A 25,398-nucleotide genomic window follows, 5' to 3' on the forward strand; every position below is an offset into this window, starting at 1 on the left:
CTCGGCGCACCACAGCCGGCACATCACCGTTGTCTCGGGGGATTCGAGGGAGGTAAGCGCTATGGGGGCGGAGCAGATTCGTCGGTGGGAATCGGGTGCCCTGGCGCATGCCGTCTCCGACCCCTTCGGTCAGGGCCCCCTCCCCTGGCTGCGCGGCAGTGAGAACTACTTCGACGACACCGGCCAGGTCGTGCCCTGGTACGCCGATCTCGCCCTGGCCCGCGGCACCGGAGGCGGCACCCGTACAGCCGACGACGTCCACCGCCAGATCAAGGGCTTCATCTCGACCGGCGCGGCGGCCCCCGGCGAGGCGATCGACTTCCACATCACCGTGGACCCGCCCCAGCAGTTCTCCGTGGACATCTACCGGATCGGTCATTACGGCGGCGATGGCGCCGCCAAGATCACCACCAGCCCGCGGCTGTCCGGCATCGTCCAGCCGCCCCCGCTCACCGCCGACCGGACCGTCTCCTGCCACCACTGGTGGCAGTCCTGGCGGCTGCAGATCCCCACCTACTGGTCGATCGGCGCCTATGTCGCCGTGCTCACCACGGCCGACGGATACCGCTCCCACATCCCTTTCACGGTGCGGGACGACCACCCGGCGGATCTGCTGCTCGTCCTGCCGGACATCACCTGGCAGGCGTACAACCTCTACCCCGAGGACGGCCGCACCGGCGCCAGCCTCTATCACGCCTGGGACGAGCAGGGCCGGCTCCTGGGCGAGGAGGACGCCGCGGTCACCGTCTCCTTCGACCGCCCGTACGCGGGTGCCGGTCTGCCGCTCCATGTCGGTCATGCCTACGACTTCATCCGCTGGGCCGAGCGGTACGGCTACGACATCGCGTATGCCGACACCCGCGATCTGCACGCGGGCCGGATCGACGTCGGCCGCTACCGGGGCCTGGTCTTCCCGGGCCACGACGAGTACTGGTCGGTCCCGATGCGCCGCACGGTGGAGGCCGCCAGGGACGGCGGCACCTCGCTGGTCTTCCTGTCCGCCAACACCATGTACTGGCAGGTCAGCCTCTCCCCGTCGCCGTCCGGCGTACCGGACCGGCTGCTCACCTGCCGCAAGCGCCGCGGCCCGGGGAAGCCCGCGCTCTGGCGCGAGGTGGACCGGGCCGAGCAGCAGCTCCTCGGCATCCAGTACGCGGGCCGGGTCCCCGACCCCCACCCCCTGGTCGTACGGAACGCGGAGCACTGGCTCTGGGACGCGACCGGGGCCGACGAGGGCGACGAGATCGACGGCCTGGTCGCGGGCGAGGCCGACCGCTACTTCCCGCGCACCACACTCCCCCAGCACGAGAACCGCATCCTGCTCGCCCACTCCCCTTACCAGGACGGCGAAGGCACGACGCGCCACCAGGAGACATCCCTCTACCGGGCCCCTTCAGGCGCCCTCGTCTTCGCCTCCGGCACCTTCGCCTGGTCCCCGGCGCTGGACCGCCCCGGCCATGTGGACCCGCGCATCCAGCGCGCCACCGCCAATCTCCTCGACCGCATCTGCAAACACGCCTGAACGACGCGTCACCGCCGCCACGCGCTGCCCCTGCTCCACCCCGCTCCACCCCACCCCATCCGGATACGGGACAATCGGAACGACTCCTGGATCAACCTACGCGGAGGCAGCGTGTCCGGATTCGTAGAAAAGCCCGAGCCCGTGGTGGTCCCCGGACTCACCCACCTCCACACCGGCAAGGTGCGGGATCTGTACCGGAACGAGGCGGGCGACCTCGTCATGGTCGCCAGCGACCGTATGTCCGCGTACGACTGGGTCCTGCCCACCGAGATCCCCGACAAGGGGCGCGTCCTCACCCGGCTGTCGCTGTGGTGGTTCGAGCAGCTCTCCGATCTCGTCCCGAACCACGTCCTGTCCACGGAGCTCCCCGCCGGGGCACCCGCGGACTGGGCCGGCCGGACGCTGATCTGCAAGTCGCTGCGGATGGTCCCGGTCGAGTGCGTCGCCCGCGGCTATCTGACCGGCTCGGGCCTCCTCGAGTACAACGCGTCCCGTACGGTCTGCGGCCTCGCTCTCCCCGAGGGTCTCGTCGACGGCTCCGAACTGCCGGCGCCGATCTTCACCCCCGCTACCAAGGCGGCCGTCGGCGACCACGACGAGAACGTGTCGTACGAGGAAGTGGCCCGCGAGGTCGGCACGGAGACCGCGGCCCGGCTGCGCCGCACCACCCTCGACGTCTACGCGCGGGCCCGGGACATCGCCCGTGAGCGCGGCATCATCCTCGCGGACACGAAGTTCGAGTTCGGCTTCGACGGTGACGAGCTGATCATCGCGGACGAGGTGCTGACGCCGGACTCGTCCCGTTTCTGGCCGGCCGCCGCCTGGGAGCCGGGCAAGGCCCAGCCCTCGTACGACAAGCAGTTCGTACGGGACTGGCTGACCTCGCCGGCCTCCGGCTGGGACCGCAAGAGCGAACAGCCGCCGCCGGCACTGCCGCAGGAGATCGTCGACGCGACCCGGTCGAAGTACCTGGAGGCGTACGAACTCCTCACCGGCAACACCTGGCAGTAGGACACGAAGAAGGCCCCGGTCCTGAGGACCGGGGCCTTCTTGCGTGGAGCGAACGACGAGGTTCGAACTCGCGACCTCAACCTTGGCAAGGTTGCGCTCTACCAGCTGAGCTACGTTCGCATGCGCCGAAGCGCGAAGACCACTATACCCATCCTCGCTCCCGTGCGAGACGCACTGCCGCGTGGCGGTTCTCCGCGCCGAGCTTCGAGGCGGCCGCGGAGAGGGAGTTCCGTACGGTCCCCTGCGACCGGGACGCCCGCTCCGCGATCTCCGCCACCGGCGCTCCGTCCGCCGCCAGTTCCAGTACCCCGGCCTCGCGCACGGCCGGCGGGGAGTCTCCGGCGGAGAGCGCGTCGGCTGCCAACTCCGGGTCCACGCAAGGTTTCCGGCGTGCACGGTACGGATGATGCCGGCCAGTTGCCGGGCGCTGACCGTCTTGGGTACAAAGGCCCGCACGCCCGCCGCGAGTGCCCGCTTCGGATGTCCGGAGCGGCAGCGGCCGGTCACGATCATGGTCCGGCAGCCGGGCGGTTCGGCCCGCAGCGATGTGGCCACCCTCACACCGTCCGCCCCCGGCGTCTGCAGATCGAGGACCGCCGCATCGGGATGGTGGGCCCGCGCCACGGCGAGGGCCTCCGGGCCGGTCGCAGCCTCCGCGACCGCCACGAGGTCGTCCTCCGGCGCGCGCAGCGCGGCGAGCGCCCCTGGATCAGATGCTCGTCGTCGGGGTTGCTTGCCCGCCCCGTTCGTCCCGAGCAGCGCGAAGATCATGCCGCGCGCCACGCAGAAGGAGATCCATCACCGCTCAGCCGCCGGCGTAGCGTCGCCCGATCCCGTCCGCCTCGATCACACATTCATCGCTGGTGGTGCGTTCAGATTTCCGCCGGATGGCGGCCGCGAGCAGTGCGAGCCGTCATCACCGCCCATGACAAACGTCATGAGCGGTCATGGAGCAGCGCTTCGGAATACGACGAAGGCCCTGGTCGATATCGACCAGGGCCTTCGAACAACACGATCAAGAGCGGACGACGAGATTCGAACTCGCGACCCTCACCTTGGCAAGGTGATGCTCTACCAACTGAGCCACGTCCGCATTGCTGCCGCTCAGCTTTCACTGGGCGGTGCGAACACCACTCTACCTGATCCACCGCAGTGGTCCATAAGAGTGATGCAGAGCGGGTGACAGGAATTGCACACTGCGCCTTCCCCCTGGAAGGGGGATGTTCTGCTACTGAACTACACCCGCACGCTGCGTGAGGTTCGGCCTTTTCGGCCTTGCCCCTCGGCGTGCTCCAGACTCTAGCCGACCTGATGGGGTGTCGCGCAAGTCGGTGCCTGCGGGGTGTCGTCGCAGGGTGCGTTCCGGTCCCCCTCAACTCGCCTCGCGGAAGGCCTCGTAGACCTTCTTGGGGATCCGGCCGCGGGCCGGTACGTCCATTCGGTGGGACCGGGCCCAGGCGCGAACGGCCGCCGGGTCGGGTGCGAGCGAGGTGTGCCGGTACGACACGGGGGTCTTGCCGTGCTTGCCGGCATTTGTCTGCTTACGGCCGGCTGCCATGTACGGGGCCAGGGCCTTGCGCAGTTTCTTTGCATTGGACGGATTCAGGTCGATCTCGTACGACTTCCCGTCCAGGGCGAAGGCAACCGTTTCCGCCGCTTCTCCCCCGTCGATGTCGTCGGAGAGCATGACCACCACGCGCTGAGCCACGGATATTGGTCCTTTCCTGCGGCATCGGCGCGTCTGACATGCGCCGATGCCGGCCTTCCGGCTGCTGGGCGGATGGGGGCCGACATGTGTCGACTGTTTAGAGGCAATACTGCTTTCCCTGCTAATCATTTGTACAGCGGTAGGCACCGCATTGTGAAGCCCAGCCAATTAGCTGCGCGTGTCCGCCTTCTATGCGTGATCCTGTGAGGATTTTTTTCGCGGGACTTTTCCCGCACGTTGTCACGGTCGATATCTCCGCGTGATCAGGGCCTGGCGATATCTACCCGCGTAGAATTTCTGGCCAGGTAGGCTGAGGTCACCTGCGGGGGTCTGGGGAGCCCCCCGGAGAAACAGCCGCACCACACCACCACCGGGAGTGCCAGTGGCACGCGTCGTAGTCGACGTCATGCTCAAGCCCGAGATCCTCGACCCGCAGGGACAGGCGGTGCAGCGTGCACTGCCCCGTCTCGGCTTCGAGGGAATCGCGGACGTACGTCAGGGAAAGCGTTTCGAGCTCGAGGTCGAGGGGCCGGTCGACGACGCCGCCCTCACCCGCATTCATGAGATGGCCGAGACGTTCCTCGCCAACACCGTCATCGAGGACTTCACCGTGAAGGTGGAGAAGGCCGAGGAGTCGAAGTGACTGCTCGTATCGGAGTCGTCACCTTTCCCGGCACGCTCGACGACCAGGACAGCCTGAGGGCCGTACGCGTCGCGGGCGCCGAACCCGTATCGCTGTGGCACCGCGACAAGGACCTGCACCAGGTCGACGCGGTCATCCTGGCGGGCGGTTTCTCCTACGGCGACTATCTGAGGGCCGGAGCCATCTCCCGGTTCTCGCCGGTCATGGAGACCGTCATCGAGCAGGCGAAGGCCGGAATGCCGGTCCTCGGTATCTGCAACGGCTTCCAGATTCTGACCGAGGCACATCTGCTGCCCGGCGCGATGCTGCGCAACAACCACCTGCACTTCATCTGCCGCGACCAGAAGCTGCGCGTCGAGAACGCGGAGACCGCCTGGACCTCGGACTACTCCGCGGGCCAGGAAATCTCCGTACCGCTGAAGAACATGGACGGGCGTTACGTCGCCGACGAGCGCGTCCTCGACGAGCTGGAGGCGGAGGGCCGTGTCGCCTTCCGTTACCTGGACGTCAACCCCAACGGTTCGCTGCGCGACATCGCCGGCATCACCAATGCCGCGGGCAACGTCGTCGGTCTGATGCCGCACCCGGAGCACGCCGTCGAGCCGCTGATCGGAACCGGTCGCACCGACGGCCTCGGTTTCTTCACCTCGATCATCAAGAAGCTGGTCAACGCATGAGCCTGGATACGGTCAAGCACGCGGCCGAGACCCCGGACGTCGCGCAGCCCTGGAAGGAGCTCGGCCTCAAGGAGGACGAGTACGCCCGGATCCGCGAGATCCTGGGCCGTCGTCCCACCGGCGCCGAGCTCGCCATGTACTCCGTGATGTGGTCCGAGCACTGCTCGTACAAGAGCAGCAAGGTCCACCTCAAGCAGTTCGGCGAGAAGGTCCCCGCCAACGACGCGATGCTCGTCGGCATCGGCGAGAACGCCGGTGTGGTCGACGTCGGTCAGGGTTACGCGGTCACCTTCAAGGTCGAGTCGCACAACCACCCCTCGTACATCGAGCCCTACCAGGGAGCGGCCACCGGCGTCGGCGGCATCGTCCGCGACATCCTCGCCATGGGTGCCCGCCCCGTCGCGGTCGTCGACCCGCTGCGGTTCGGCGCGGCCGACCACCCCGACACCAAGCGGGTACTGCCCGGAGTCGTCGCGGGCATCGGCGGGTACGGCAACTGCCTCGGTCTGCCGAACATCGGCGGCGAGGTCGTCTTCGACGCCTGCTACCAGGGCAACCCGCTCGTCAACGCCGGCTGCATCGGCGTGATGAAGCACGAGGACATCCACCTCGCCAAGGCCTCCGGCCCCGGCAACAAGGTGATCCTGTACGGCGCCCGCACCGGCGGCGACGGCATCGGCGGCGTCTCGGTCCTGGCCTCGGAGACCTTCGAGTCGACCGGCCCGGCGAAGCGTCCGGCCGTCCAGGTCGGCGACCCGTTCCAGGAGAAGCTCCTGATCGAGTGCACCCTGGAGATCTTCGGCGAGAAGCTCGTCGCCGGTATCCAGGACCTCGGCGGTGCGGGCCTTTCCTGCGCCACCTCGGAGCTGGCGTCCGCGGGCTCCGGCGGTATGCGCGTCGAGCTGGACACCGTTCCGCTGCGCGACTCCTCCCTCTCGCCCGAGGAAATCCTCATGAGCGAGTCGCAGGAGCGCATGTGCGCGATCGTCGAGCCGGACAAGGTCGACCGCTTCATGGAGATCTGCGAGAAGTGGGACGTCATCGCCACCGTCATCGGTGAGGTGACCGAGGGCTCGCAGCTCGAGATCTTCTGGCACGGCGAGCAGATCGTCGACGTGCCGCCGCGGTCCGTCGCCCACGAGGGCCCGACGTACCACCGTCCGTTCGCCCGTCCGTCCTGGCAGGACGCGCTGCAGGCCGACGACGCGAACAAGCTGGCCCGCCCGGCGAGCGCCGCCGAGCTGCGCGAGCAGGTACTCAAGCTGGTCGCTTCTCCGAACCAGGCCTCCAAGGCGTGGATCACGGACCAGTACGACCGGTTCGTGCAGGGCAACACCGTGCTCGCGATGCCCGAGGACGCCGGCATGGTCCGGATCGACGAGAAGTCGAACCTGGGCGTGGCCATGGCGACCGACGGCAACGGCCGGTACGCGAAGCTCGACCCGTACACCGGCGCACAGCTCGCACTGGCGGAGGCGTACCGCAATGTCGCCACCTCCGGCGCCAAGCCGCTCGCCATCTCGGACTGCCTGAACTTCGGTTCGCCCGAGGACCCGGACGTCATGTGGCAGTTCGCCGAGGCCACCCGTGGTCTCGCGGACGGCTGCCTGGAGCTCGGCACCCCGGTCACCGGCGGCAACGTGTCGCTGTACAACCAGACCGGGGAGACGGCGATCCACCCGACGCCGGTCGTGGCCGTGCTCGGTGTGATCGACGACGTGACCCGGCGTACGCCGGTCGCCTTCAAGGACGAGGGCCAGCTCCTCTACCTGCTCGGCGACACGCGTGAGGAGTTCGGCGGCTCGGCCTGGTCCGAGGTCGTCCACAACCACCTCGGTGGTCTGCCGCCCAAGGTCGACCTGGGGCGCGAGAAGCTGCTCGGCGAGATCCTGATCTCGGCGTCCCGCGACGGCATGATCGACGCGGCGCACGACCTCTCCGACGGCGGTCTGATCCAGGCGGTCACCGAGTCGTGCCTCCGTGGCGGCAAGGGTGCCCGGCTGGTCGTGCCGGACGGTCTGGACGCGTTCACCTTCCTCTTCTCGGAGTCGGCGGGCCGCGCGGTCGTCTCGATTCCGCGCAGCGAGGAGCTCCGCTTCAACGACATGTGCGGGGCGCGCGGTCTGCCCGTCACCCGGATCGGTGTCGTGGACGGCGAGGAGATCGAGGTCCAGGGCGAGTTCAGCATTCCGCTGAGCGAGCTCCGCACGGCGCACGAGGCGACGATTCCGGGTCTGCTCGCCTGAACCGGTTCCGTGTCAGCGCTTTGAGCGAAGCCCCCGTCCGGTCCACCGGGCGGGGGCTTCGTCATCGCGTGCGTACCGGTGCCGGTCCAACGGTGGTGGGCGGCGCGTCACTGTGGCTCGGATTGCCGCCCGGGCTCCTTCACGCCCGAGGCCGACCGGGGCACGGTGCCTGCCGACTGCCCGTAGGCTCGCTGCCATGCCGCCGTCACAGAAGCGCGCCCGCCGCTACGACCTCGTCCGGACCCGCGCCGCCGTGCAGGCGCAGTTCGCCCATGTCCAGGCGGCGGTCGGCACCCTGACGCCGGATCAGCTGGCGCTCCCGACGCGGCTCGGGGACTGGACGGTGCGCGAGCTCGCCGCCCATCTGACAATGGCTGTCTCGAACGTCTGCCGGAACCTGGAGCTGCCGGAGCCGCCGGGCGAGAAGCCCGAGCTCACGCTGCTGGAGTGGCCGTTCTCGACCGCCGAGCGGGCCGGCCGGATCACCGACGACACCAAGGCGCTCGCCGCGGACCGCCCCGATCTCGACGCGCTGTACGCGGAGGTCGCCGACCGGTTCGAGGCGGTGGTGCCGGGCGTGGGGGAGGACCGGTTGCTGCCCACCCGGGTGGGAGTGATGCGGCTGGGCGACTTCCTCGTCACCCGCACGGTCGAACTGGTCGTGCACACGGACGACCTGAACGCGGCGGCCGGGCTGGACATCCCGTACGACCGGCAGGCCCTCGCCGCCTGCACCCGGCTGCTCACGGACGCCCTCGCGGAGAAGGCGCCCGGCGGTTCGGTCGAGGTGCGCGTCCCGCCGTTCTCGGTCGTCCAATGTGTCCAGGGTCCGAAGCACACCCGCGGTACGCCGCCCAATGTCGTCGAGACCGATCCGCTGACCTGGATCCGGCTCGCCACCGGGCGAACGCAGTGGTCCCGGGCGCTCGACGAGGCGAAAGTCAGCGCGAGCGGTGAGCGGGCCGACCTGAGCGACCTGCTGCCACTGCTCGGCTGACCGAAGGCGGGGGAACCGGATCGGACCCTCGTACCGTCACATGGCCATGTTCGGACAACGAATGACTGTCAGCGTCCTGGCTCTCCTCACCCTCGCCGCGTGCGGTACGGAGTCGGGGTCCGGCGACGGCAGTGGCACCGTACGGACCGGCCCGTCCGTCACCGGCGTCCACTGGAACGTCGATTCGGTGACGGTCGGAGGGAAGAGGACCGCGGCCCCGGACGGCGCCCACGTCACGATCACGCCCGACGGCAGGGCCACCGGGAACTTCGGCTGCAACCACTTCACCGCCCCGGTCCGCGTGGACGGCGACACGGTCACCGTGAAGCCGGCCACGACCACCGAGATGCGCTGCGAGAAGGATCTTCAGCAGTTCGAGCGGGCCCTGTCCAGCACGTTCAGCGGCAGACTCACCGCTGCTGCGACGGAGAAGAGCCTGACCCTGACCACGGCGAAGGGCGACTCCATCGCCTTCACCTCAGAGCCTGCCGCCCCGCTCATCGGCACCACCTGGACCGTCACCGCTCTGGTTTCCGGTTCGGCCGTCTCGGCGCTGCCCGCCGGTGCGGGGAAGAAGGCGCAACTGAGCTTCGGCAAGGACGACTCCGTGCAGGGCAGCCCGGGATGCAACCGGATCCGCGGCACCGCGACGGTCTCCGGTTCCGCCATCACGTTCGGCCGGATCAACGGCACGAAGATGATGTGCCCCGATCCGCAGATGAAGGTGGAGCGCGCACTGCTCGCGATCCTGGACGGGCGGACGACGTACAGGATCGATCACCGCACGCTGACCCTCACCGCGGCGAACGGTGAGGGTTTCAGCGCCACGGCGCCCACGCCGGGGAAGTGAGTCAGGCCCCCGCCGAGTACGGCAGCAGGCCGGCGTCCGTCCTCTCCCAGGAAGCCCGCAGCTCGGCCAGCAGCTCCGGTTCGGCCTGCGCCCGGTCCGCCTGTTCCCGCTGGTCATGGGCGAGCTGGAACAGCTGGTCGGTGCCGCCCTTGCCCCGGTAGTACTTCCAGTCGCCGCGCCGCAGCGCCCGCTCCCCGCGTACCCGCCAGAACAGATCCCGCTCCTTGGGCTCCTCGCCCCTCAGCAGGTGGCCGGCCAGGCTGATGCCGTCCAGCGGGTACGCGGGGTCCGGTCGCGCGCCGCCGACCTCCAGCAGCGTCGCGGTCCAGTCCGGCGAGAACACCGGCAGACCGCTCACCTGGTGCGGGTCGATCCTGGCCGGCCAGCGAAGCAGTGCCGGAACCCGGATCCCGCCCTCCTGCAGCGAGGACTTGTTGCCGGAGAGAGGCCACTGGTACGAGAACCGTTCGCCGCCGTTGTCGCTGGCGAAGAAGACCAGGGTGTCCTCCTCCTGGCCGGACCGCTCCAGTGCCTTCAGCACCTCGCCGACCGAGCGGTCCAGGTCCTCGACCATCTGCTTGTACTTCTCCACCGAACCCCCGTCCGCGTGGAACAGCCCCGCCAGGCCTCCGGCCCTGATCCTGCGGACGATCTCGGCGCTCTCGGCTGTGTCGCCCTCCGCGATCCACGGCCAGTGCGGGGTGGTGAAGTTCAGATTGAGCAGCCACGGCCTGTCGTGGCCGCGTTGTACGTACGCGCTCGCCCGCTCGGTCAGGATCCGCGTGTAGTAGCGCAGGTCCTTGTACTCGGCGTCGCCCTCGAACAAGTCGTACTCGCCGCCGAGGCCGAGCTTGGAGTAGTACTCCAGCGCCCCGCCGAAGTTCCCGAAGAACTCGTCCCAGCCGGACCTGGTGGGGCTGTAGTCCGGCAGATAGCCGCAGTGCCACTTGCCGATCAGTGCGGTGGCGTACCCGACTCCGCGCAGCAGTGAGGCGAGCGTCGGGTGCGTGGGTTCGAGACCCACCGACCGGTCCGCGATGGGCTCGGCGAGACCGCCCTTCGTACGGCCCGGATAGCGCCCGGTGTAGAGGCTGAACCGGGTGGGGGAGCAGGTCGCGGAGCCGGAGTAGGCGTCCGTGAACCGCACGCCCTGGCGGCCGAGACGGTCCAGGTTCGGGGTGTGGATGTGCGGGGAGCCGTATGAGGAGAGGTCGGCCCAGCCGAGATCGTCGCCCAGGATGAAGAGGATGTTGGGCCGCCGGGAGTGCTTGCCGCGGGCGGCCCGGAAGGGGCGCTCACTGACAGCCCCGGCGGGAGCGGCCACAGCCGCTGAGACAGGCGTGGCGGCGGAGGCGGGCGTGGCGGCGGCCGGGATTCCGACCGCGGCGGTCGCGGCGGTCGCGCCGACGGCGGTTCCGAAGGCGCGCCGGGTCAGCGGCATCGAATCCGCACTTTCGTTCGAGCTTCTAGGGTCGCGAGAAGGCATGACTGCTCCAGGGCAGGGCGCGGCGGGAGGTCGAGGAAGAGCCTGGGCGGACCCGTCAGGCGTCACATGCGGACATGTGGACGCGCACGCGGGTACGAGTGAGGGAGAGCGGAAACGGAGGGCGCCGACGAGGGGGCGGGTCCGGCGCCGTCAGCAGGCGCACGCGACGCGGTACGCGTCGCGGGAGTCAGACGCAGCGACAGATGGCGCTCGCGACACGTGCCAGATCGACGTGGCGGCGCTCCACGAGCGTGACCGAACGGTCACCGAGGGGCTGCATGGTGCAGGAGCCTGCCGAAAGGGCATGCGCCTGTCAACGCCGGTCTCGTACTCCGGACGCCGACGCGCCGTGGAGCAGAGATCCGAAACCCGGACTCGTGCGATCCGGGAACCGCGGCGTGGTGGCGGAGAAGGCCGCATACCGTCCTGTCGGCCCTTCGTCCGGTGTGAGGCTCACCACGAAACGAGCGTTCGGCCAGCGCCTTCCCGGACCCGTCGACCGACTCGCCGAGCGCGCACCAGGCCCTGCAGCCCCGTGACGGCCTCATGGCCGGAACTGGTCGGCAACCCGCCGCCAGGCCGGGCCTCGACCGCCCCGCGGCCCCTCCCCTGCCTCCGCAGCCCGCCCCCAGCCGAGAGTCATCACTGTCCGTGACTCCTTGATCGACCCCGGGAACGGCGTTGCGACGCTCTTCCCAGGTGCTCCGGCGAGGCGTCCCCAATTCGGACCAGTGGTCGATCTCGCCTACACTCGGTGGCGTGCCCCGTGGTGATGGACGACTCAACCACGACCTGCTCCCCGGAGAGAAAGGCCCCCAGGACGCTTGTGGCGTCTTCGGTGTCTGGGCTCCGGGTGAAGAGGTCGCCAAGCTCACCTATTTCGGACTGTATGCCCTGCAGCACCGTGGACAGGAGTCCGCGGGCATCGCAGTGAGCAACGGGTCCCAGATCCTGGTCTTCAAGGACATGGGACTGGTCTCGCAGGTCTTCGACGAAACTTCTCTGGGATCTCTCCAGGGCCATATCGCGGTCGGTCATGCCCGCTACTCCACCACCGGTGCCTCGGTGTGGGAGAACGCGCAGCCGACGTTCCGTGCGACCGCGCACGGCTCGATCGCCCTGGGTCACAACGGCAACCTGGTCAATACGGCCCAGCTCGCCGAGATGGTCGCCGACCTTCCCCGCAAGGACGGCCGCGCCACCCAGGTCGCCGCGACGAACGACACCGACCTGGTGACCGCCCTGCTCGCCGGCCAGACCGACGACGACGGCAAGCCGCTCACCATCGAGGAGGCCGCCGCGAAGGTGCTTCCCGATGTGAAGGGCGCCTTCTCGCTCGTCTTCATGGACGAGCACACCCTCTACGCAGCCCGTGACCCGCAGGGCATCCGCCCGCTGGTCCTCGGCCGGCTGGAGCGGGGCTGGGTGGTGGCATCGGAATCCGCCGCCCTCGACATCTGCGGCGCCAGCTTCGTCCGTGAGATCGAGCCGGGCGAACTCGTCGCCATCGACGAGAACGGCCTGCGCACTTCACGGTTCGCGGAAGCGAAGCCCAAGGGCTGTGTCTTCGAGTACGTCTACCTGGCCCGCCCCGACACCGACATCGCCGGGCGCAACGTGTACCTCTCCCGCGTGGAGATGGGCCGCAAGCTGGCCGCCGAGGCCCCGGTCGAGGCCGATCTGGTCATAGCGACTCCGGAGTCCGGCACTCCCGCCGCCATCGGTTACGCGGAGGCCAGCGGCATCCCGTTCGGTGCCGGTCTGGTCAAGAACGCGTACGTCGGCCGGACCTTCATCCAGCCGTCCCAGACCATTCGCCAGCTGGGTATCCGCCTCAAGCTGAACCCGCTCAAGGAAGTCATCAAGGGCAAGCGTCTGGTGGTCGTCGACGACTCGATCGTCCGCGGCAACACCCAGCGCGCACTCGTCCGGATGCTCCGTGAGGCCGGCGCCGCCGAGATCCACATCCGGATCTCCTCCCCGCCGGTGAAGTGGCCCTGCTTCTTCGGTATCGACTTCGCGACCCGCGCGGAGCTGATCGCCAACGGCATGACGGTCGACGAGATCTGCACGTCGATGGGTGCCGACTCGCTCGCGTACATCTCGCTCGACGCGATGGTCGAGGCGACGACGATCGCCAAGCCGAACCTGTGCCGCGCCTGCTTCGACGGTGAGTACCCGATGGAGCTCCCGGACCCGGAGCTGCTCGGCAAGCAGCTGCTGGAGACCGAGCTGGCGGCGGGCCCCGCGGCCACCGCCGCGGCCGACGCGCTGCGTCGTCCGTGACCGGCCAGGCACACCAGCCCTGCCATCAGCCCCGTATTTCCACACGAAAGATCCCAGGCAATGTCTGAGACAACAGGTGCTTCCTACGCGGCAGCGGGCGTCGACATCGAGGCCGGCGACCGTGCCGTCGAGCTGATGAAGGAGTGGGTGAAGAAGACGCAGCGCGCCGAAGTCGCGGGCCTTGGCGGCCTGGGCGGTTTCGCCGGCCTCTTCGACGCCTCGGCGCTCAAGCGTTACGAGCGTCCGCTCCTCGCCTCCGCCACCGACGGCGTCGGTACGAAGGTCGACCTCGCCCGCCGGATGGGTGTGTACGACACCATCGGCCACGACCTCGTCGGCATGGTCGTCGACGACCTGGTCGTGTGCGGCGCCGAGCCGCTCTTCATGACCGACTACATCTGCGTCGGCAAGGTGCACCCCGAGCGTGTCGCGTCCATCGTGAAGGGCATCGCCGAGGGCTGTGTCCTGGCCGGCTGCGCCCTGGTGGGTGGCGAGACCGCCGAGCACCCGGGCCTGCTCGGCCCCGATGACTTCGACGTCGCCGGCGCCGGTACGGGCGTGGTCGAGGCCGACCGGCTGCTCGGCCCGGACCGTATCCGTAAGGGTGACGCGGTCATCGCGATGGCGTCGTCCGGACTTCACTCCAACGGGTACTCGCTCGTCCGCCACGTGGTCTTCGACCGGGCCGGCTGGGCGCTGGACCGTGACGTCGAGGAGTTCGGCCGCACGCTGGGCGAGGAGCTCCTGGAGCCCACCAAGATCTACTCGCTGGACTGCCTGGCGCTGACCCGCACGACCGAGGTGCACGGCTTCAGCCACGTCACCGGCGGCGGCCTCGCCAACAACCTCGCCCGGGTCATCCCGGACGGGCTGCACGCCACGGTCGACCGCTCCACCTGGACGCCCGGCGCGGTCTTCGACCTGGTCGGCAAGGCCGGTCAGGTCGAGCAGCTGGAGCTGGAGAAGACGCTCAACATGGGTGTCGGCATGATCGCGATCGTCCCCGCGGAATCGGTGGACGTCGCGCTGACGACGCTGGCCGACCGCGGAGTCGACTCCTGGGTCGCCGGTGAGATCACGGATCGCGGCACGCACGCGACGGGTGCCGAGCTCACGGGTTCCTACGCGCGGTAGGCGGGGCCGGGCAGGACGCACCGGAACCGTCCGGCGCGGTTCTGCCCTCCATCGCCGGGCGTCCCGGGAATGTCCGCATTCCCGGGACGGCACGGTCAGCCGGATCCGGGCAGCACAAAACCCGGTCCGGGCGAGCCCGAACCGGGTTGTTGTGTCAGCGCGAGGTCAAGCGCCGCGGCGCTGTGACGACGGACCGGACTGATCGTCCTCGTCCTCGTCCTCATCGTCGTTGTACAGATCCGCGTACTGTGCGTACGGGTCATCTTCCTCGTCGTCGTCCTCGAACGGCTCTGCGTTCGGTGGTTGACTCGAAGGCGATGCGCCCAGCTCATTGGCCAGACGCGACAGGTCAGTCCCGCCGCTGCTGTACTTCAGCTGGCGGGCGACCTTTGTCTGCTTGGCCTTTGCCCGGCCGCGCCCCATGGCTCGACCCCCTCGGTGACGGGGCTCGACGGCCCCAGAGTCTTGACACGCGTTCATGTTTCAGGACGGACTCTCGGCAGAGAGACCGTGCCCGTAGGGCTTTAACGGTACCTGCTTCCGTGGCCATACGGTACGCCGCCCGCATCACAGGCCCCGGAACAGGACCAGCAAGAAGCCCTGTCCTCGCTGGTCAACTGCGATTTTAACCTCTTCTTGGCATGCGACCCGCCGACCGGCGTGAGTCTTGTCTCGCCGGTCGGCGGATCGGTGGGCCGTGAAGCGCCGAGGTGCAGGGAAGACGCCTGGTGACGCACCTGCGACCGTCGGTGACGGATGTCAGCGGCGGCGGGCCTCGGCCATCCGCTGCTCGGCGATCCGGTCAGCCGCAGCGGCCGGCGGAATGCCATCATCCTTCGCACGTGCGAATATGGCGAGCGTGGTGTCGAAGATCTTCGACGCCTTCGCCTTGCACCGGTCGAAGTCGAAGCCGTGCAGCTCGTCGGCGACCTGGATGACACCGCCCGCGTTCACCACGTAGTCGGGGGCGTAGAGGATCGAGCGGTCCGCCAGGTCCTTCTCGACACCCGGGTGCGCGAGCTGGTTGTTGGCCGCCCCGCACACCACCTTGGCCGTGAGCACCGGAACGGTGTCGTCGTTCAGCGCGCCGCCGAGCGCGCAAGGGGCGTAGATGTCGAGGCCCTCGGTGCGGATCAGCGCGGCGGTGTCGGCGGCGACGGCGACCTCGGGGTGGAGCTCGGTGATCCGGCGTACCGACTCGTCGCGTACGTCCGTGACGACGACCTCGGCGCCGTCCTTCAGCAGATGCTCGACGAGGTTGCGGCCGACCTTGCCGACGCCCGCGACCCCCACTTTCCGGCCACGCAGCGTCGGGTCGCCCCAGAGGTGCTGGGCCGAGGCCCGCATGCCCTGGAAGACACCGAATGCGGTGAGGACGGAGGAGTCGCCGGCGCCGCCGTTCTCCGGGGAGCGGCCGGTGGTCCACCGGCACTCACGGGCGACGGCGTCCATGTCGGCGACGTAGGTGCCGACGTCGCACGCGGTCACGTAACGCCCGCCGAGCGAGGCCACGAACCGGCCGTAGGCCAGCAGCAGTTCCTCGGTCTTGATCTTCTCGGGGTCACCGATGATGACGGCCTTGCCGCCGCCGTGGTCGAGACCGGCCATGGCGTTCTTGTACGACATGCCGCGCGCCAGGTTCAGCGCATCCGCGACGGCCTCCTCCTCGGAGGCGTACGGATAGAAGCGGGTGCCGCCGAGGGCCGGGCCCAGGGCGGTGGAGTGGATGGCGATGACGGCCTTGAGGCCGCTGGCACGGTCCTGGCAGAGCACGACTTGCTCGTGGCCCCCCTGATCCGACTGGAACAGGGTGTGCAGGACGCCGTCGGTCACATCGGTCACTGTGGTGACTCCCAAGTACGAAGCGGCGGAGACCCTCCTGAAGGTGGGGAGGGCCCCGGACCGACCGGCACGGCCGGTCCGACTGGGCAAGAGCGTAAGTCCTGCGCGGACGTAGATCTGGTCCAGTGCCGAGGATCACCCCCCGGCGGAGTACGGGCGTGACACGATTTGCTGCATGTCGGTGGTGTCTTCGGTGCTCGTCCCTTACGCGTCCTACCTACGGGTGTACGAACCGCTGGCCGCCTTCCCGGAGCCGGAACGCACCCACTGGGCCCGGTATGCGGGGCGCGCCCGTACCCCCACGGCCCAGGACGAACTGCGCCGTTCGCTGGCGGATCTGGCGGCCACTCCGCCGGTCGGGGTGCCGGTTCACGAGAGCGGGGACGCGTTCGTCGCCGAGGTGAACGGCGTGGTCTGTGTCTGTCCGTGGCGGACCCGGCTGCGCGGCTGGCTGGCACTGGGGGAGCTGGCGGAGATGTTCCCGGCTCCGGTGCTCGACGCGGTGCTGCCGCCGGTGGTGCGCGGGCAGGCGGTCGCGGACCACGAGCGGTGGGCGGAGCGCAATCCGGACGCCCGGCCGTGGATTCGAACCGCGGTATGGCAGGTCCCGGTGCGGTGGTTCGTCCTCTTCGCCGACGAGGAGCGCGAGCACACCGGGGCGGACGCGGACGGGGGAGCGCCGGTGCTGCGCTACCGGACCCCGATGGTGCAGGCGCGGCGCCGGCTGGCCCGGGCGCTGAGGACGCTGCGTGAGAGCGTCGACGAGGGCCCGCTGACCGAGGGGCTGGTGGACGTCGGGCGCTGGCTGGAGGAGTTCCATCCGCGTGCGCTGGTCGAGCTGGACTACGGCGGCCTGGTGCACGCGCTGTCGGCGAAGCAGCTCGCCGAGGACCGGTCGGCCCTGGATGTCGCCGAGGGCATCGCGGCGCTGCAGGCCGGTGACTCCGAGGGCGCCGGCGAGGCGTACGGGCGGCTGGCCGAGCGCTGGCGAGCCGTGAGGGACCGTCAGTTCGCAAACTGATCCCGGCCGATCCGTGCAGGCCTTGAACCGTTGTCCCGTGTGACTCGTGAGAGCGGTGAGGGCGAAGGGGTGGGAACGCACTCCAGTGACTCCAGGACCTACGTCCTGAACCGGGCCTTTGCCTCAAGGGTGACGGATAGCACTAACTGGGCCCTTGCGCCCTTCCCTACTCCTCGTGCCAAAATAGGACAAGGAGTCCGGGGAGGACTCCTTCCGCCCAAGTATGGGCGGAATACTCAGCATTGCACGCTATGGGGGGTCTGGTGACCCCTGATCGCTCTGTGACTGATCGTCACGGTGGTGTGACTGTCCGCTATGGCATGGTCCATCGGCTTCCGTCGCTGATGAACACCTGGGAGGGCAATTCCATCGGTTTGGCCGACGTGGCTGGACGGATGGTGTAGTTGTAGTGCCGAGGACAAGCCGTTCGTCCTATAACCGACTCGGCCCGCGTCCGCCATTTCGGGCAACGTGGGTCAAGGTGCAGAATTTAGAGGAAAGAACCGAGATGGTTCGGTTCTCCCGAGGAGGCCGCTCATGACCGCTCGCACCCCTGATGCCGAGCCGCTGCTGACCCCGGCTGAGGTTGCCACGATGTTCCGCGTGGACCCGAAGACGGTCACCCGTTGGGCCAAGGCAGGCAAGCTCACGTCCATCCGCACGCTCGGTGGACATCGCCGGTACCGCGAGGCAGAGGTCCGCGCACTGCTTGCGGGTATTCCGCAGCAGCGCAGCGAGGCCTGACACACCCCTGTCGCCGCGCCACAACCGGGCTGCCCGGGTCCCCCAACCCGTGTTTGCCCACCCATAGCTCCACACGACGGGCGTCCGCCCCAACGGGCGCCATACCTATGTCATACGGGTGCGTCGTTCGATCGCGCTGGACTCCGCCGGGTCCAGCGCGATCTTTTTTTTGCCCGCACGGCGGGTGGTCGCCCTGCGGGGCGATCCGGGATCGACCGTGCGGCGGCTCCGGCTCCGGCCCGGTGCCGGCTCTGCGGCCTGCCTGCCGGCCCTGCTGGACGGTCCTGCGGAGGCTCTTTCGGCAGCCCCTCGATGACCCCGTCCGAGTAGTGCAATTGCACATATTAAATTCGCCAGTTGTAGGAAGGGTGTAAAGTCACCCTTTCTCAAAACTCATACAGTGACTCCCATCACATGGTCCGAGTCTTGCCAGGATCGCGACCGCCACTGCTGAGAAAGGGAATTCCTCGCCCTTGGTCATGGGGCGACAGGCTTTCCTCGTCGGCCGTCGCCTCGTCGGCCGACGCGTCGGAGGCGTGGGCGGGTCCGGCGGTGTCCGGAACGGCCGCTGACGCCCCGCCGGGCAGGTCGTGGGGTTCAGGGGGGCGCGTGGACCCGGAGGCCGTCACGTACCCGAGGAAGGCCGTGAGGGGTTCCATGGAGTCGGCGCCGGGCTCCATGGCGAGCCGCAGGAGGCGATGGCAGATCGGGCAGTGCCGGGTGAGATGCCGATAGCCGGAGGCGGCCGCCAGGTGGGCGCGCAGCAGTGCGCGGGTCTCGTGCCTCGCCGTGGATGCAGCCATCCGCGCCACCCCCGGTGGAACGCGCTGCCCCGCGCCGTGGAACAGGGGCAGTCCCTCTTGTCTGAGTACTCGTTGGCAGTTGCCGGAGTCAAGACACGCGAAAGCCCGGATCCTTGAGGATCCGGGCTTTCGTTACTGCGGTCCTGACGGGATTTGAACCCGCGGCCTCCACCTTGACAGGGTGGCGAGCACTCCAAACTGCTCCACAGGACCAGGTTTTCGCGGCGGCCTTGCGGCTGCCTGCGAAAACAGACTGTACAGGAGGTTGGAGGGTCTGGTCGACCTCACTCCTGGTGGCGGCTCGGTCACGGCGCCGAGGCCGCCCGGGTCACGGCGCCGCGGCGTCGATCGCCTTCACGATCCGCTTGTCGGAGACGGGGTACGCGGTGCCCAGGGCGTGCGCGAAATAGCTGACCCGGAGCTCCTCGATCATCCAGCGGATGTCCAGGACCTCCTGCGGAACGGGCCTGCCCTGTGGCATCTGTTCGAGCAGCCAGGCGTACTCGTCCTGCATCTCGTGGACCTTCTCCATGCGCGTGGTGTCGCGCTGGACGGCCGTCGGCATCTGCTGCAGCCGGCGGTCCGCGGCGACCAGATAGCGCATCAGGTCGGACAGCCTGCGCAGCCCGGTCTTCGTGACGAAACCCGGCGGGACGAGGGCCGCGAGCTGGTTCCGCACATCGGTGACGTTGTTGACCAGGACGAGGCTGTTGGTGGCCTTCAGGCGCCGCTCGCAGGCCTGCCAGGCGGCCAGCACCTGCTGCACCTGGGCGACGGTGTGCTCGGTCAGTGCGACGAGATCGGCGCGGACCTTGTCGTACAGCTTCCGGAACGACTCCTCGTCCCAGGCCGGACCGCCGTGGGCGCCGATGAGCCGGTCCGCGGCCGCCGTCGCGCAGTCCTCGAACAGCGCCTGGATGGAGCCGTGCGGGTTGCGGGACAGGGCCAGCTTCTGCTGGTTCGTCAGCTTGTCCGAGGCGAACTTGGCCGGGTTCACCGGGATGTTCAGCAGGATCAGCTTCCGGGTGCCCCGCCACATGGACTGCAGCTGCTCGGCCTCGGTGTCGAAGAGCCGTACGGCCACGGTCTCGCCCTGGTCGACCAGCGCCGGGTACGCCTTGACCGGCTGCCCGGCCCGCCGGGTCTCGAAGACCCGGTTCAGGGTGCCGATCGTCCAGTCCGTGAGGCCCGACCGCTCGATGGACTCGCCCGACGGGCCCGCGGTGGCCGCAGCGGCCTTGGAGAGGGCCTGACGGGCCTTGGGGCGCAGCTGGAGCTTCAGCGCCTCCAGGTCCTTGTCCTCGGCCACCTTGCGGCGCCGCTCGTCGACGATCCGGAACGTGATCTTCAGGTGGTCCGGGATCCGGGACAGGTCGAAGTCGTCGGCGGAGACCGGGACGCCGACCATCCGCTGGAGCTCACGCGCGAGTGTGGCCGGCAGCGGCTCCTGCAGCGGCACGGCCCTGTCCAGGAACTTGCCCGCGTAGTTCGGCGCGGGCACGTAGTGCCGGCGGATCGGCTTGGGCAGCGACCTGATCAGCTCGGTGACCACCTCTTCGCGCAGACCCGGGATCTGCCAGTCGAAGCCCTCCGAGGTGACCTGGTTGAGCACCTGGAGCGGGACATGGACGGTCACACCGTCCGCGTCCGCGCCGGGCTCGAACTGGTAGGTCACCTTGAATTTCAGCTTCCCCTGCCGCCAGGAGTCCGGATAGTCGTCCTTGGTGACGGCCCCGGCCTTTTCGTTGATGAGCATCGAGCGCTCGAAGTCGAGCGCGTCGGGCTCGTCGCGGCGCTTGTGCTTCCACCAGGAGTCGAAGTGCGCGCCGGAGACGACGTGCTCGGGAATCCGCTGGTCGTAGAAGTCGAAGAGCGTCTCGTCGTCCACGAGGATGTCGCGGCGGCGAGCCCGGTGCTCCAACTCCTCGACCTCGCCGAGGAGTTTGCGGTTGTCGTGGAAGAACTGATGGTGCGTCCGCCAGTCGCCCTCGACCAGTGCGTTCCGGATGAAGAGATCGCGGGACGTCTCCGCGTCGATCCGGCCGAAATTGATCTTGCGCTGGGCCACGATCGGTACGCCGTACAGCGTGACCCGCTCGTACGCCATCACCGCCGCCTGGTCCTTCTCCCAGTGCGGCTCGCTGTACGTGCGTTTCAGCAGGTGCTGGGCCAGCGGTTCGATCCACTCCGGCTCGACCTTGGCATTGACCCGCGCCCACAGCCGGGACGTCTCGACCAGCTCGGCCGACATCACGAACCGCGGCTGCTTCTTGAAGAGCGCCGAACCGGGGAAGACCGCGAACTTGGCGTTGCGCGCACCCAGGTACTCGTTCTTCTCGGTGTCCTTCAGCCCGATGTGCGACAGCAGCCCGGCGAGCAGCGAGGTGTGCACCGCCTGCTCGGGCGCGGCCAGGTCCGCCGAGGGCTCCTCGAGCTGCATGCCCATCTGCTTGGCGACCGAGCGCAGCTGCGCATAGATGTCCTGCCATTCGCGGATGCGCAGGAAGTTCAGGTACTCCTGCTTGCACATCCGGCGGAAGCTGGACGAGCCGCGCTCCTTCTGCTGCTCGCGGATGTACCGCCACAGATTCAGGAACGCCAGGAAGTCCGACGTCTCGTCCTTGAAGCGGGCGTGGTGCTGATCGGCCTGCGTCTGCTTGTCCGAGGGCCGCTCGCGCGGGTCCTGGATGGAGAGCGCGGCGGCGATCACCATGACCTCGCGCGTGCAGCCGTTGCGGTCGGCCTCGATGACCATGCGGGCGAGGCGCGGGTCGACGGGCAGCTGCGCGAGCTTCCGCCCCAGCTGCGTCAGCCGCTTCTTCGGATCCTTCTCGTCCGGGTCCAGTGCGCCGAGCTCCTGGAGAAGCTGCACACCGTCACGGATGTTGCGGTGGTCCGGCGGGTCGATGAAGGGGAACTTCTCGATGTCGCCGAGGCCGGCCGCGGTCATCTGGAGGATGACGGACGCCAGGTTCGTGCGGAGGATCTCCGCGTCCGTGAACTCCGGGCGGGTCAGGAAGTCGTCCTCGGAGTACAGCCGGATGCAGATGCCGTCCGAGGTACGGCCGCAGCGGCCCTTGCGCTGGTTGGCGCTGGCCTGCGAGATCCGCTCGATCGGCAGCCGCTGGACCTTGGTGCGGTGGCTGTAACGGGAGATCCGGGCGTTGCCCGGGTCGATGACGTACTTGATGCCGGGGACGGTCAGCGAGGTCTCGGCGACGTTCGTCGCCAGAACGATCCTGCGGCCGGTGTGGCGCTGGAACACCCGGTGCTGCTCGGCGTGCGACAGGCGCGCGTAGAGCGGGAGCACCTCGGTGTGGCGGAGGTTCTTCTTGTTCAGGGCGTCCGCGGTGTCGCGGATCTCGCGCTCGCCGGAGAGGAAGACCAGGACATCACCGGGGCCCGCCGCCTGGAGCTCGTCGACGGCGTCGCAGATCGCGGTGATCTGGTCGCGGTCGGAGTCGTCGCCCTCTTCTTCGAGGAGCGGCCGGTAACGCACCTCGACCGGATACGTACGCCCGCTGACCTCGACGATCGGCGCGTCACCGAAGTGCCGGGCGAAGCGCTCGGGGTCGATGGTCGCCGAGGTGATGACGACCTTCAGATCGGGGCGTTTGGGCAGCAGCCTGGCCAGATAGCCGAGCAGGAAGTCGATGTTCAGCGACCGCTCGTGGGCCTCGTCGATGATGATCGTGTCGTAGGCGAGCAGCTCGCGGTCCGTCTGGATCTCCGCCAGCAGGATGCCGTCCGTCATCAGCTTCAGGTACGTGGCGTCCGGGTTCACCTGGTCGGTGAAGCGGACCTTCCAGCCGACCGCCTCGCCGAGCGGGGTCTTCAGCTCGTCGGCGACGCGCTCGGCGACCGTACGGGCCGCGATCCGGCGTGGTTGGGTGTGCCCGATCATGCCCCGGACGCCGCGCCCCAGCTCCATGCAGATCTTGGGGATCTGCGTGGTCTTGCCGGACCCGGTCTCACCGGCGACGATCACGACCTGGTGGTCGCGTATCGCCTCCAGGATCTCGTCCTTCTTCTGACTGACCGGAAGCTCTTCCGGGTACGAGAGAGCGGGCACCCGCGCGGCGCGCCCTGAGAGCCGCTCGGCTGCCTTCCCAGCCTGGGTGGCGATCTCGTCCAGCACGGCCTGCTGGGCCTCGGGCTTACGGATCCGGCGCGCCCCTTCGAGGCGGCGGCCGAGCCGGTGCGCGTCGCGAAGCGAGAGCTGTCCGAGCTGGGACTGGAGATCGACGAAGGAAGTAGACATACGGGTCCCAGGATCGCACCCGGGCCCGAGGAACGGCGAACATATTTTGCGCGGTCTGCGTCACGACCGTGGTGACCGTGGGGAAGCCCGGGATCACAGCACGTACCATTTCGGGCAACCGATCTTCGTACCGCAGTCGAAAGCTGGTCCCCGTGTCCCGTGCGCAATGGTGCCGCCCGGCGGGGGCGCTCGCAGTCGTACCGGGGTTGTTCCGCGGGGCCGCGACGGCGGCGGGCGGCGGGGCGTCGCAGCAGGGCGGCGCGGTGGCGGCGCCGGCCGCCGACGGTCTGCGGGTGCCCGGCCGCGGCAGGGGTGCGACGCGCGACCGCATCGAGCCGGGCGTCCCGGTCCGGGCCCGCGTGGTGCACGGGCAGGCGCCCCGGCCCGCCGGACAGGGGTCGGCCGGGCCGCCCGTACGAGTCGGGTCGCGGGGACCCGGGCCTGCCGCGCCCAACCCGGTGGAACTCTCCGTACTGCGGGTCTAGACGGCCCCGCCTCACCCGGCCGTCCCCTCACCACCCCGCATCACGAGCACGGAGCTTGCCATGCCCACGTTCAAAGCGCCCTCGCCGAAGCCGTCCGCCAGGAAGCCGCTGCTCTACGGCACCGGCGTCGTCCTCACCGCCGCGCTGCTCGGCTACGCCTCCTACCGGGCCACCGCCCCGGACCACTCGGCTGCCGATTCCTCGTACGTCGCCGAGGTCACCGCCGACCCGGATGCCGGCGTCTACCCCGAACTGGCGAAGCTCGCCCGCCGCGACCCCGGCGACAAGCTGGCGCAGGGCCGGGCGGACGCGCCCGTCGTCCTCATCGAGTACGCCGACTTCAAGTGCGGCTACTGCGGCAAGTTCGCCCGCGACACCGAATCCGCTCTGGTGAAGAAGTACGTCGACAACGGCACCCTGCGCATCGAATGGCGCAACTTCCCGATCTTCGGCGCCGAGTCCGAGGCAGTAGCGCGCGCCGCCTGGGCGGCAGGGCAGCAAGGCCGCTTCTGGCAGTTCCACGCCGCCGCGTACGCCGAAGGCGTCAAGGAGAAGGGCTTCGGCAAGGCCCGGCTGAAGGCCCTCGCCCAGCAGGCGGGAGTGGCGGACCTCGACCGGTTCGCCCGCGACGCCGACGGTTCCGCCGCGTCCGCCGCGGTGAGCAAGGACCAGGAGGAGGGATACGGGATCGGTGCCACCTCCACCCCGTCGTTCCTGATCAACGGCCGCCCGATCGCCGGCGCCCAGTCGGTGGAGGTCTTCACCCAGGCGATCGACGCGGCGGCAGACCGAACCAAGGACGCCAAGGGTGCCGACAAGTGACCCCGGACATCGGCTACTTCGCCGCCCTGCTCGGCGGTCTGCTGGCTCTGGTCAGCCCGTGCAGCGCCCTCCTGCTGCCCGCGTTCTTCGCCTACTCCATCGACTCCGCCGCCCGGCTGCTGGCCCGTACCGGCATCTTCTACGCCGGTCTGGCCACCACCCTCGTGCCGCTCGGCGCCGCCGGTTCGTATGCCGGACGGCTCTTCTACAGCCACCGCGACCAGCTCGTCCTCGGCGCCGGCTGGCTGATCGTCGTCCTCGGCGCGGCGCAGATCGTCGGCCTCGGCTTCGCCCCGCGCCGGATCACCGCGCTCAGCGGCCGGATCAGGCCGACGACCGCCGTGTCGGTCTACGCCCTCGGCGCCGTCTACGGCCTGGCCGGCTTCTGCGCCGGGCCGATCCTCGGCAGCGTCCTGACGGTGGCGGCGGTCAGCGGCAGCCCCGTCTACGGCGGACTGCTGCTCGCCGTCTACGCCTTGGGCATGGCCGTCCCGCTGTTTCTGCTCGCGCTGCTCTGGGAACGCTTCGACCTCGGTCGCCGGGTGTGGCTGCGCGGTCGGACCCTCCGGCTCGGCCACTTCGAACTGCACACCACGACCCTGCTGTCGGGGCTGTTCTTCATCGGGCTCGGCGCGCTGTTCCTGGCCTACGACGGGACGACCGCGCTGCCCGGACTGCTGGATGTGGACGATTCGTTCGCCGTCGAACAGTGGGCCGGGCGCATCGGCGAGCAGGTACCGGACGCTATCGCGCTGGTGACCGCGGTCGCGGTGGTGCTGCTGGTTCTCGGGGTACGGGCGTGGCGCCGCCGGGACGTGAACTCCGCTGACCGGGAAGAGGTCTGACACGACGAAGGCCCC

At 69.2% G+C, this 25,398-nt stretch carries 20 protein-coding genes, 4 tRNA genes and 2 pseudogenes; 14 read left to right on the plus strand and 12 right to left on the minus strand.

Features of this window, described 5'->3' with window-relative positions; all coding sequences use genetic code 11:
* Positions 1-61 precede the first annotated feature (61 nt).
* Positions 62-1,522 (plus strand): N,N-dimethylformamidase beta subunit family domain-containing protein, encoded by a 1,461-nt coding sequence (locus ACFYP5_RS16855; protein ID WP_389036039.1) that lies wholly within the window; start codon positions 62-64, stop codon positions 1,520-1,522.
* Between the two features lie 111 nt (positions 1,523-1,633).
* On the plus strand, positions 1,634-2,533 hold the full coding sequence (locus tag ACFYP5_RS16860; RefSeq protein WP_389036040.1) for a phosphoribosylaminoimidazolesuccinocarboxamide synthase: 900 nt from the start codon (positions 1,634-1,636) through the stop codon (positions 2,531-2,533).
* Positions 2,534-2,577: 44 nt separating this feature from the next.
* Here the strand turns inward: ACFYP5_RS16860 and ACFYP5_RS16865 are convergent.
* The 5 genes and pseudogenes from ACFYP5_RS16865 to ACFYP5_RS16885 form a co-directional block, all read right to left on the minus strand.
* A tRNA-Gly gene (locus tag ACFYP5_RS16865) sits at positions 2,578-2,653 on the minus strand.
* A gap of 22 nt (positions 2,654-2,675) precedes the next feature.
* Positions 2,676-3,246 (minus strand): annotated as a pseudogene (locus tag ACFYP5_RS16870) (DNA-binding response regulator).
* 307 nt (positions 3,247-3,553) lie between these two features.
* Positions 3,554-3,626: transfer RNA gene (locus ACFYP5_RS16875), tRNA-Gly, on the minus strand.
* Between the two features lie 81 nt (positions 3,627-3,707).
* Positions 3,708-3,779: transfer RNA gene (locus ACFYP5_RS16880), tRNA-Gly, on the minus strand.
* A gap of 126 nt (positions 3,780-3,905) precedes the next feature.
* Positions 3,906-4,241, minus strand: coding sequence for an Lsr2 family protein (locus ACFYP5_RS16885; RefSeq protein WP_389036043.1), 336 nt, complete (start codon positions 4,239-4,241; stop codon positions 3,906-3,908).
* A gap of 382 nt (positions 4,242-4,623) precedes the next feature.
* Here ACFYP5_RS16885 and purS point away from each other — a divergent pair, with 382 nt between their 5' ends.
* The 5 genes from purS (at position 4,624) to ACFYP5_RS16910 (ending at position 9,654) form a co-directional block, all read left to right on the plus strand.
* On the plus strand, positions 4,624-4,884 hold the full coding sequence (gene purS, locus ACFYP5_RS16890; protein WP_030929711.1) for a phosphoribosylformylglycinamidine synthase subunit PurS: 261 nt from the start codon (positions 4,624-4,626) through the stop codon (positions 4,882-4,884).
* Positions 4,881-5,561, plus strand: coding sequence for a phosphoribosylformylglycinamidine synthase subunit PurQ (purQ, locus tag ACFYP5_RS16895; RefSeq protein WP_030929707.1), 681 nt, complete (start codon positions 4,881-4,883; stop codon positions 5,559-5,561). Before purS ends, purQ begins: the two co-directional genes overlap by 4 nt.
* On the plus strand, positions 5,558-7,807 hold the full coding sequence (purL, locus tag ACFYP5_RS16900; protein ID WP_389036046.1) for a phosphoribosylformylglycinamidine synthase subunit PurL: 2,250 nt from the start codon (positions 5,558-5,560) through the stop codon (positions 7,805-7,807). The genes purQ and purL overlap by 4 nt, the downstream gene beginning before the upstream one ends.
* A 196-nt stretch (positions 7,808-8,003) precedes the next feature.
* Complete coding sequence (locus ACFYP5_RS16905; RefSeq protein ID WP_389036049.1) at positions 8,004-8,804, plus strand: sterol carrier family protein; 801 nt, start codon at positions 8,004-8,006, stop codon at positions 8,802-8,804.
* Between the two features lie 61 nt (positions 8,805-8,865).
* Positions 8,866-9,654 (plus strand): META domain-containing protein, encoded by a 789-nt coding sequence (locus tag ACFYP5_RS16910; protein WP_389036051.1) that lies wholly within the window; start codon positions 8,866-8,868, stop codon positions 9,652-9,654.
* Between the two features lies 1 nt (position 9,655).
* On the opposite strand, the gene ACFYP5_RS16915 is transcribed toward ACFYP5_RS16910, so the two are convergent.
* Together ACFYP5_RS16915 and ACFYP5_RS16920 are read right to left on the minus strand one after the other, a co-directional pair.
* Positions 9,656-11,095, minus strand: a complete 1,440-nt coding sequence (locus ACFYP5_RS16915) for a sulfatase (protein ID WP_389036054.1) — start codon at positions 11,093-11,095, stop codon at positions 9,656-9,658.
* Positions 11,096-11,327: 232 nt separating this feature from the next.
* The gene (locus ACFYP5_RS16920; protein WP_385032981.1) at positions 11,328-11,420 is read right to left on the minus strand and encodes a putative leader peptide; all 93 of its coding nucleotides are present in this window, start codon (positions 11,418-11,420) and stop codon (positions 11,328-11,330) included.
* Between the two features lie 479 nt (positions 11,421-11,899).
* On the opposite strand from ACFYP5_RS16920, the gene purF reads away from it, so the two are divergent.
* Both purF and purM read left to right on the plus strand, forming a co-directional pair.
* Complete coding sequence (gene purF, locus ACFYP5_RS16925) at positions 11,900-13,426, plus strand: amidophosphoribosyltransferase (RefSeq protein ID WP_389036058.1); 1,527 nt, start codon at positions 11,900-11,902, stop codon at positions 13,424-13,426.
* A gap of 60 nt (positions 13,427-13,486) precedes the next feature.
* Positions 13,487-14,560, plus strand: coding sequence for a phosphoribosylformylglycinamidine cyclo-ligase (gene purM / locus ACFYP5_RS16930; protein ID WP_389036061.1), 1,074 nt, complete (start codon positions 13,487-13,489; stop codon positions 14,558-14,560).
* Positions 14,561-14,725: 165 nt separating this feature from the next.
* On the opposite strand, the gene ACFYP5_RS16935 is transcribed toward purM, so the two are convergent.
* Both ACFYP5_RS16935 and ACFYP5_RS16940 read right to left on the minus strand, forming a co-directional pair.
* Positions 14,726-14,983, minus strand: a complete 258-nt coding sequence (locus ACFYP5_RS16935) for a DUF3073 domain-containing protein (RefSeq protein WP_030929682.1) — start codon at positions 14,981-14,983, stop codon at positions 14,726-14,728.
* A 336-nt stretch (positions 14,984-15,319) separates the two neighbouring features.
* Positions 15,320-16,402 (minus strand): Leu/Phe/Val dehydrogenase, encoded by a 1,083-nt coding sequence (locus tag ACFYP5_RS16940; RefSeq protein WP_389036063.1) that lies wholly within the window; start codon positions 16,400-16,402, stop codon positions 15,320-15,322.
* A gap of 175 nt (positions 16,403-16,577) precedes the next feature.
* Between ACFYP5_RS16940 and ACFYP5_RS16945 the strand changes: the two genes are divergently transcribed.
* Together ACFYP5_RS16945 and bldC are read left to right on the plus strand one after the other, a co-directional pair.
* Entirely contained in the window at positions 16,578-17,423 is an 846-nt protein-coding gene (locus tag ACFYP5_RS16945) for a hypothetical protein (protein ID WP_389036065.1), read from the plus strand.
* A gap of 537 nt (positions 17,424-17,960) precedes the next feature.
* Positions 17,961-18,167, plus strand: coding sequence for a developmental transcriptional regulator BldC (gene bldC, locus ACFYP5_RS16950; protein WP_003949541.1), 207 nt, complete (start codon positions 17,961-17,963; stop codon positions 18,165-18,167).
* 667 nt (positions 18,168-18,834) lie between these two features.
* Here the strand turns inward: bldC and ACFYP5_RS16955 are convergent.
* The 3 genes and pseudogenes from ACFYP5_RS16955 to hrpA all read right to left on the minus strand — a co-directional run.
* A pseudogene (locus ACFYP5_RS16955) lies at positions 18,835-18,970 on the minus strand (DUF6274 family protein); the annotation flags it as partial.
* Positions 18,971-19,108: 138 nt separating this feature from the next.
* A tRNA-Asp gene (locus ACFYP5_RS16960) sits at positions 19,109-19,183 on the minus strand.
* Between the two features lie 115 nt (positions 19,184-19,298).
* A complete protein-coding gene (gene hrpA / locus ACFYP5_RS16965) occupies positions 19,299-23,231 on the minus strand; it encodes an ATP-dependent RNA helicase HrpA (protein ID WP_389036068.1) in 3,933 nt (1,310 codons plus the stop codon).
* 152 nt (positions 23,232-23,383) lie between these two features.
* On the opposite strand from hrpA, the gene ACFYP5_RS16970 reads away from it, so the two are divergent.
* Genes ACFYP5_RS16970 through ACFYP5_RS16980 form a run of 3 tightly spaced genes read left to right on the plus strand, consistent with a single transcriptional unit; the run spans position 23,384 to position 25,383 of the window.
* Positions 23,384-23,716, plus strand: coding sequence for a hypothetical protein (locus tag ACFYP5_RS16970; RefSeq protein ID WP_389036070.1), 333 nt, complete (start codon positions 23,384-23,386; stop codon positions 23,714-23,716).
* A gap of 60 nt (positions 23,717-23,776) precedes the next feature.
* Complete coding sequence (locus tag ACFYP5_RS16975; RefSeq protein ID WP_389036072.1) at positions 23,777-24,538, plus strand: DsbA family protein; 762 nt, start codon at positions 23,777-23,779, stop codon at positions 24,536-24,538.
* Positions 24,535-25,383 (plus strand): cytochrome c biogenesis CcdA family protein, encoded by an 849-nt coding sequence (locus ACFYP5_RS16980; RefSeq protein ID WP_389036073.1) that lies wholly within the window; start codon positions 24,535-24,537, stop codon positions 25,381-25,383. Before ACFYP5_RS16975 ends, ACFYP5_RS16980 begins: the two co-directional genes overlap by 4 nt.
* Positions 25,384-25,398: the final 15 nt, after the last annotated feature.

The sequence above is a fragment of the Streptomyces sp. NPDC005262 genome (assembly GCF_042872425.1).
GTDB lineage: Bacteria > Actinomycetota > Actinomycetes > Streptomycetales > Streptomycetaceae > Streptomyces.

Coding starts and splice junctions, on each gene's coding strand:
- ACFYP5_RS16855 (WP_389036039.1), top strand. CDS start 62: ATGGGGGCGGAGCAGATTCGTCGGTGGGAATCGGGTGCCCTGGCGCAT.
- purL (WP_389036046.1), top strand. CDS start 5,558: ATGAGCCTGGATACGGTCAAGCACGCGGCCGAGACCCCGGACGTCGCG.
- ACFYP5_RS16905 (WP_389036049.1), top strand. CDS start 8,004: ATGCCGCCGTCACAGAAGCGCGCCCGCCGCTACGACCTCGTCCGGACC.
- ACFYP5_RS16910 (WP_389036051.1), top strand. CDS start 8,866: ATGACTGTCAGCGTCCTGGCTCTCCTCACCCTCGCCGCGTGCGGTACG.
- ACFYP5_RS16915 (WP_389036054.1), bottom strand. CDS start 11,095: ATGCCGCTGACCCGGCGCGCCTTCGGAACCGCCGTCGGCGCGACCGCC.
- ACFYP5_RS16920 (WP_385032981.1), bottom strand. CDS start 11,420: ATGCAGCCCCTCGGTGACCGTTCGGTCACGCTCGTGGAGCGCCGCCAC.
- purM (WP_389036061.1), top strand. CDS start 13,487: ATGTCTGAGACAACAGGTGCTTCCTACGCGGCAGCGGGCGTCGACATC.
- ACFYP5_RS16935 (WP_030929682.1), bottom strand. CDS start 14,983: ATGGGGCGCGGCCGGGCAAAGGCCAAGCAGACAAAGGTCGCCCGCCAG.
- ACFYP5_RS16945 (WP_389036065.1), top strand. CDS start 16,578: ATGTCGGTGGTGTCTTCGGTGCTCGTCCCTTACGCGTCCTACCTACGG.
- bldC (WP_003949541.1), top strand. CDS start 17,961: ATGACCGCTCGCACCCCTGATGCCGAGCCGCTGCTGACCCCGGCTGAG.
- hrpA (WP_389036068.1), bottom strand. CDS start 23,231: ATGTCTACTTCCTTCGTCGATCTCCAGTCCCAGCTCGGACAGCTCTCG.
- ACFYP5_RS16975 (WP_389036072.1), top strand. CDS start 23,777: ATGCCCACGTTCAAAGCGCCCTCGCCGAAGCCGTCCGCCAGGAAGCCG.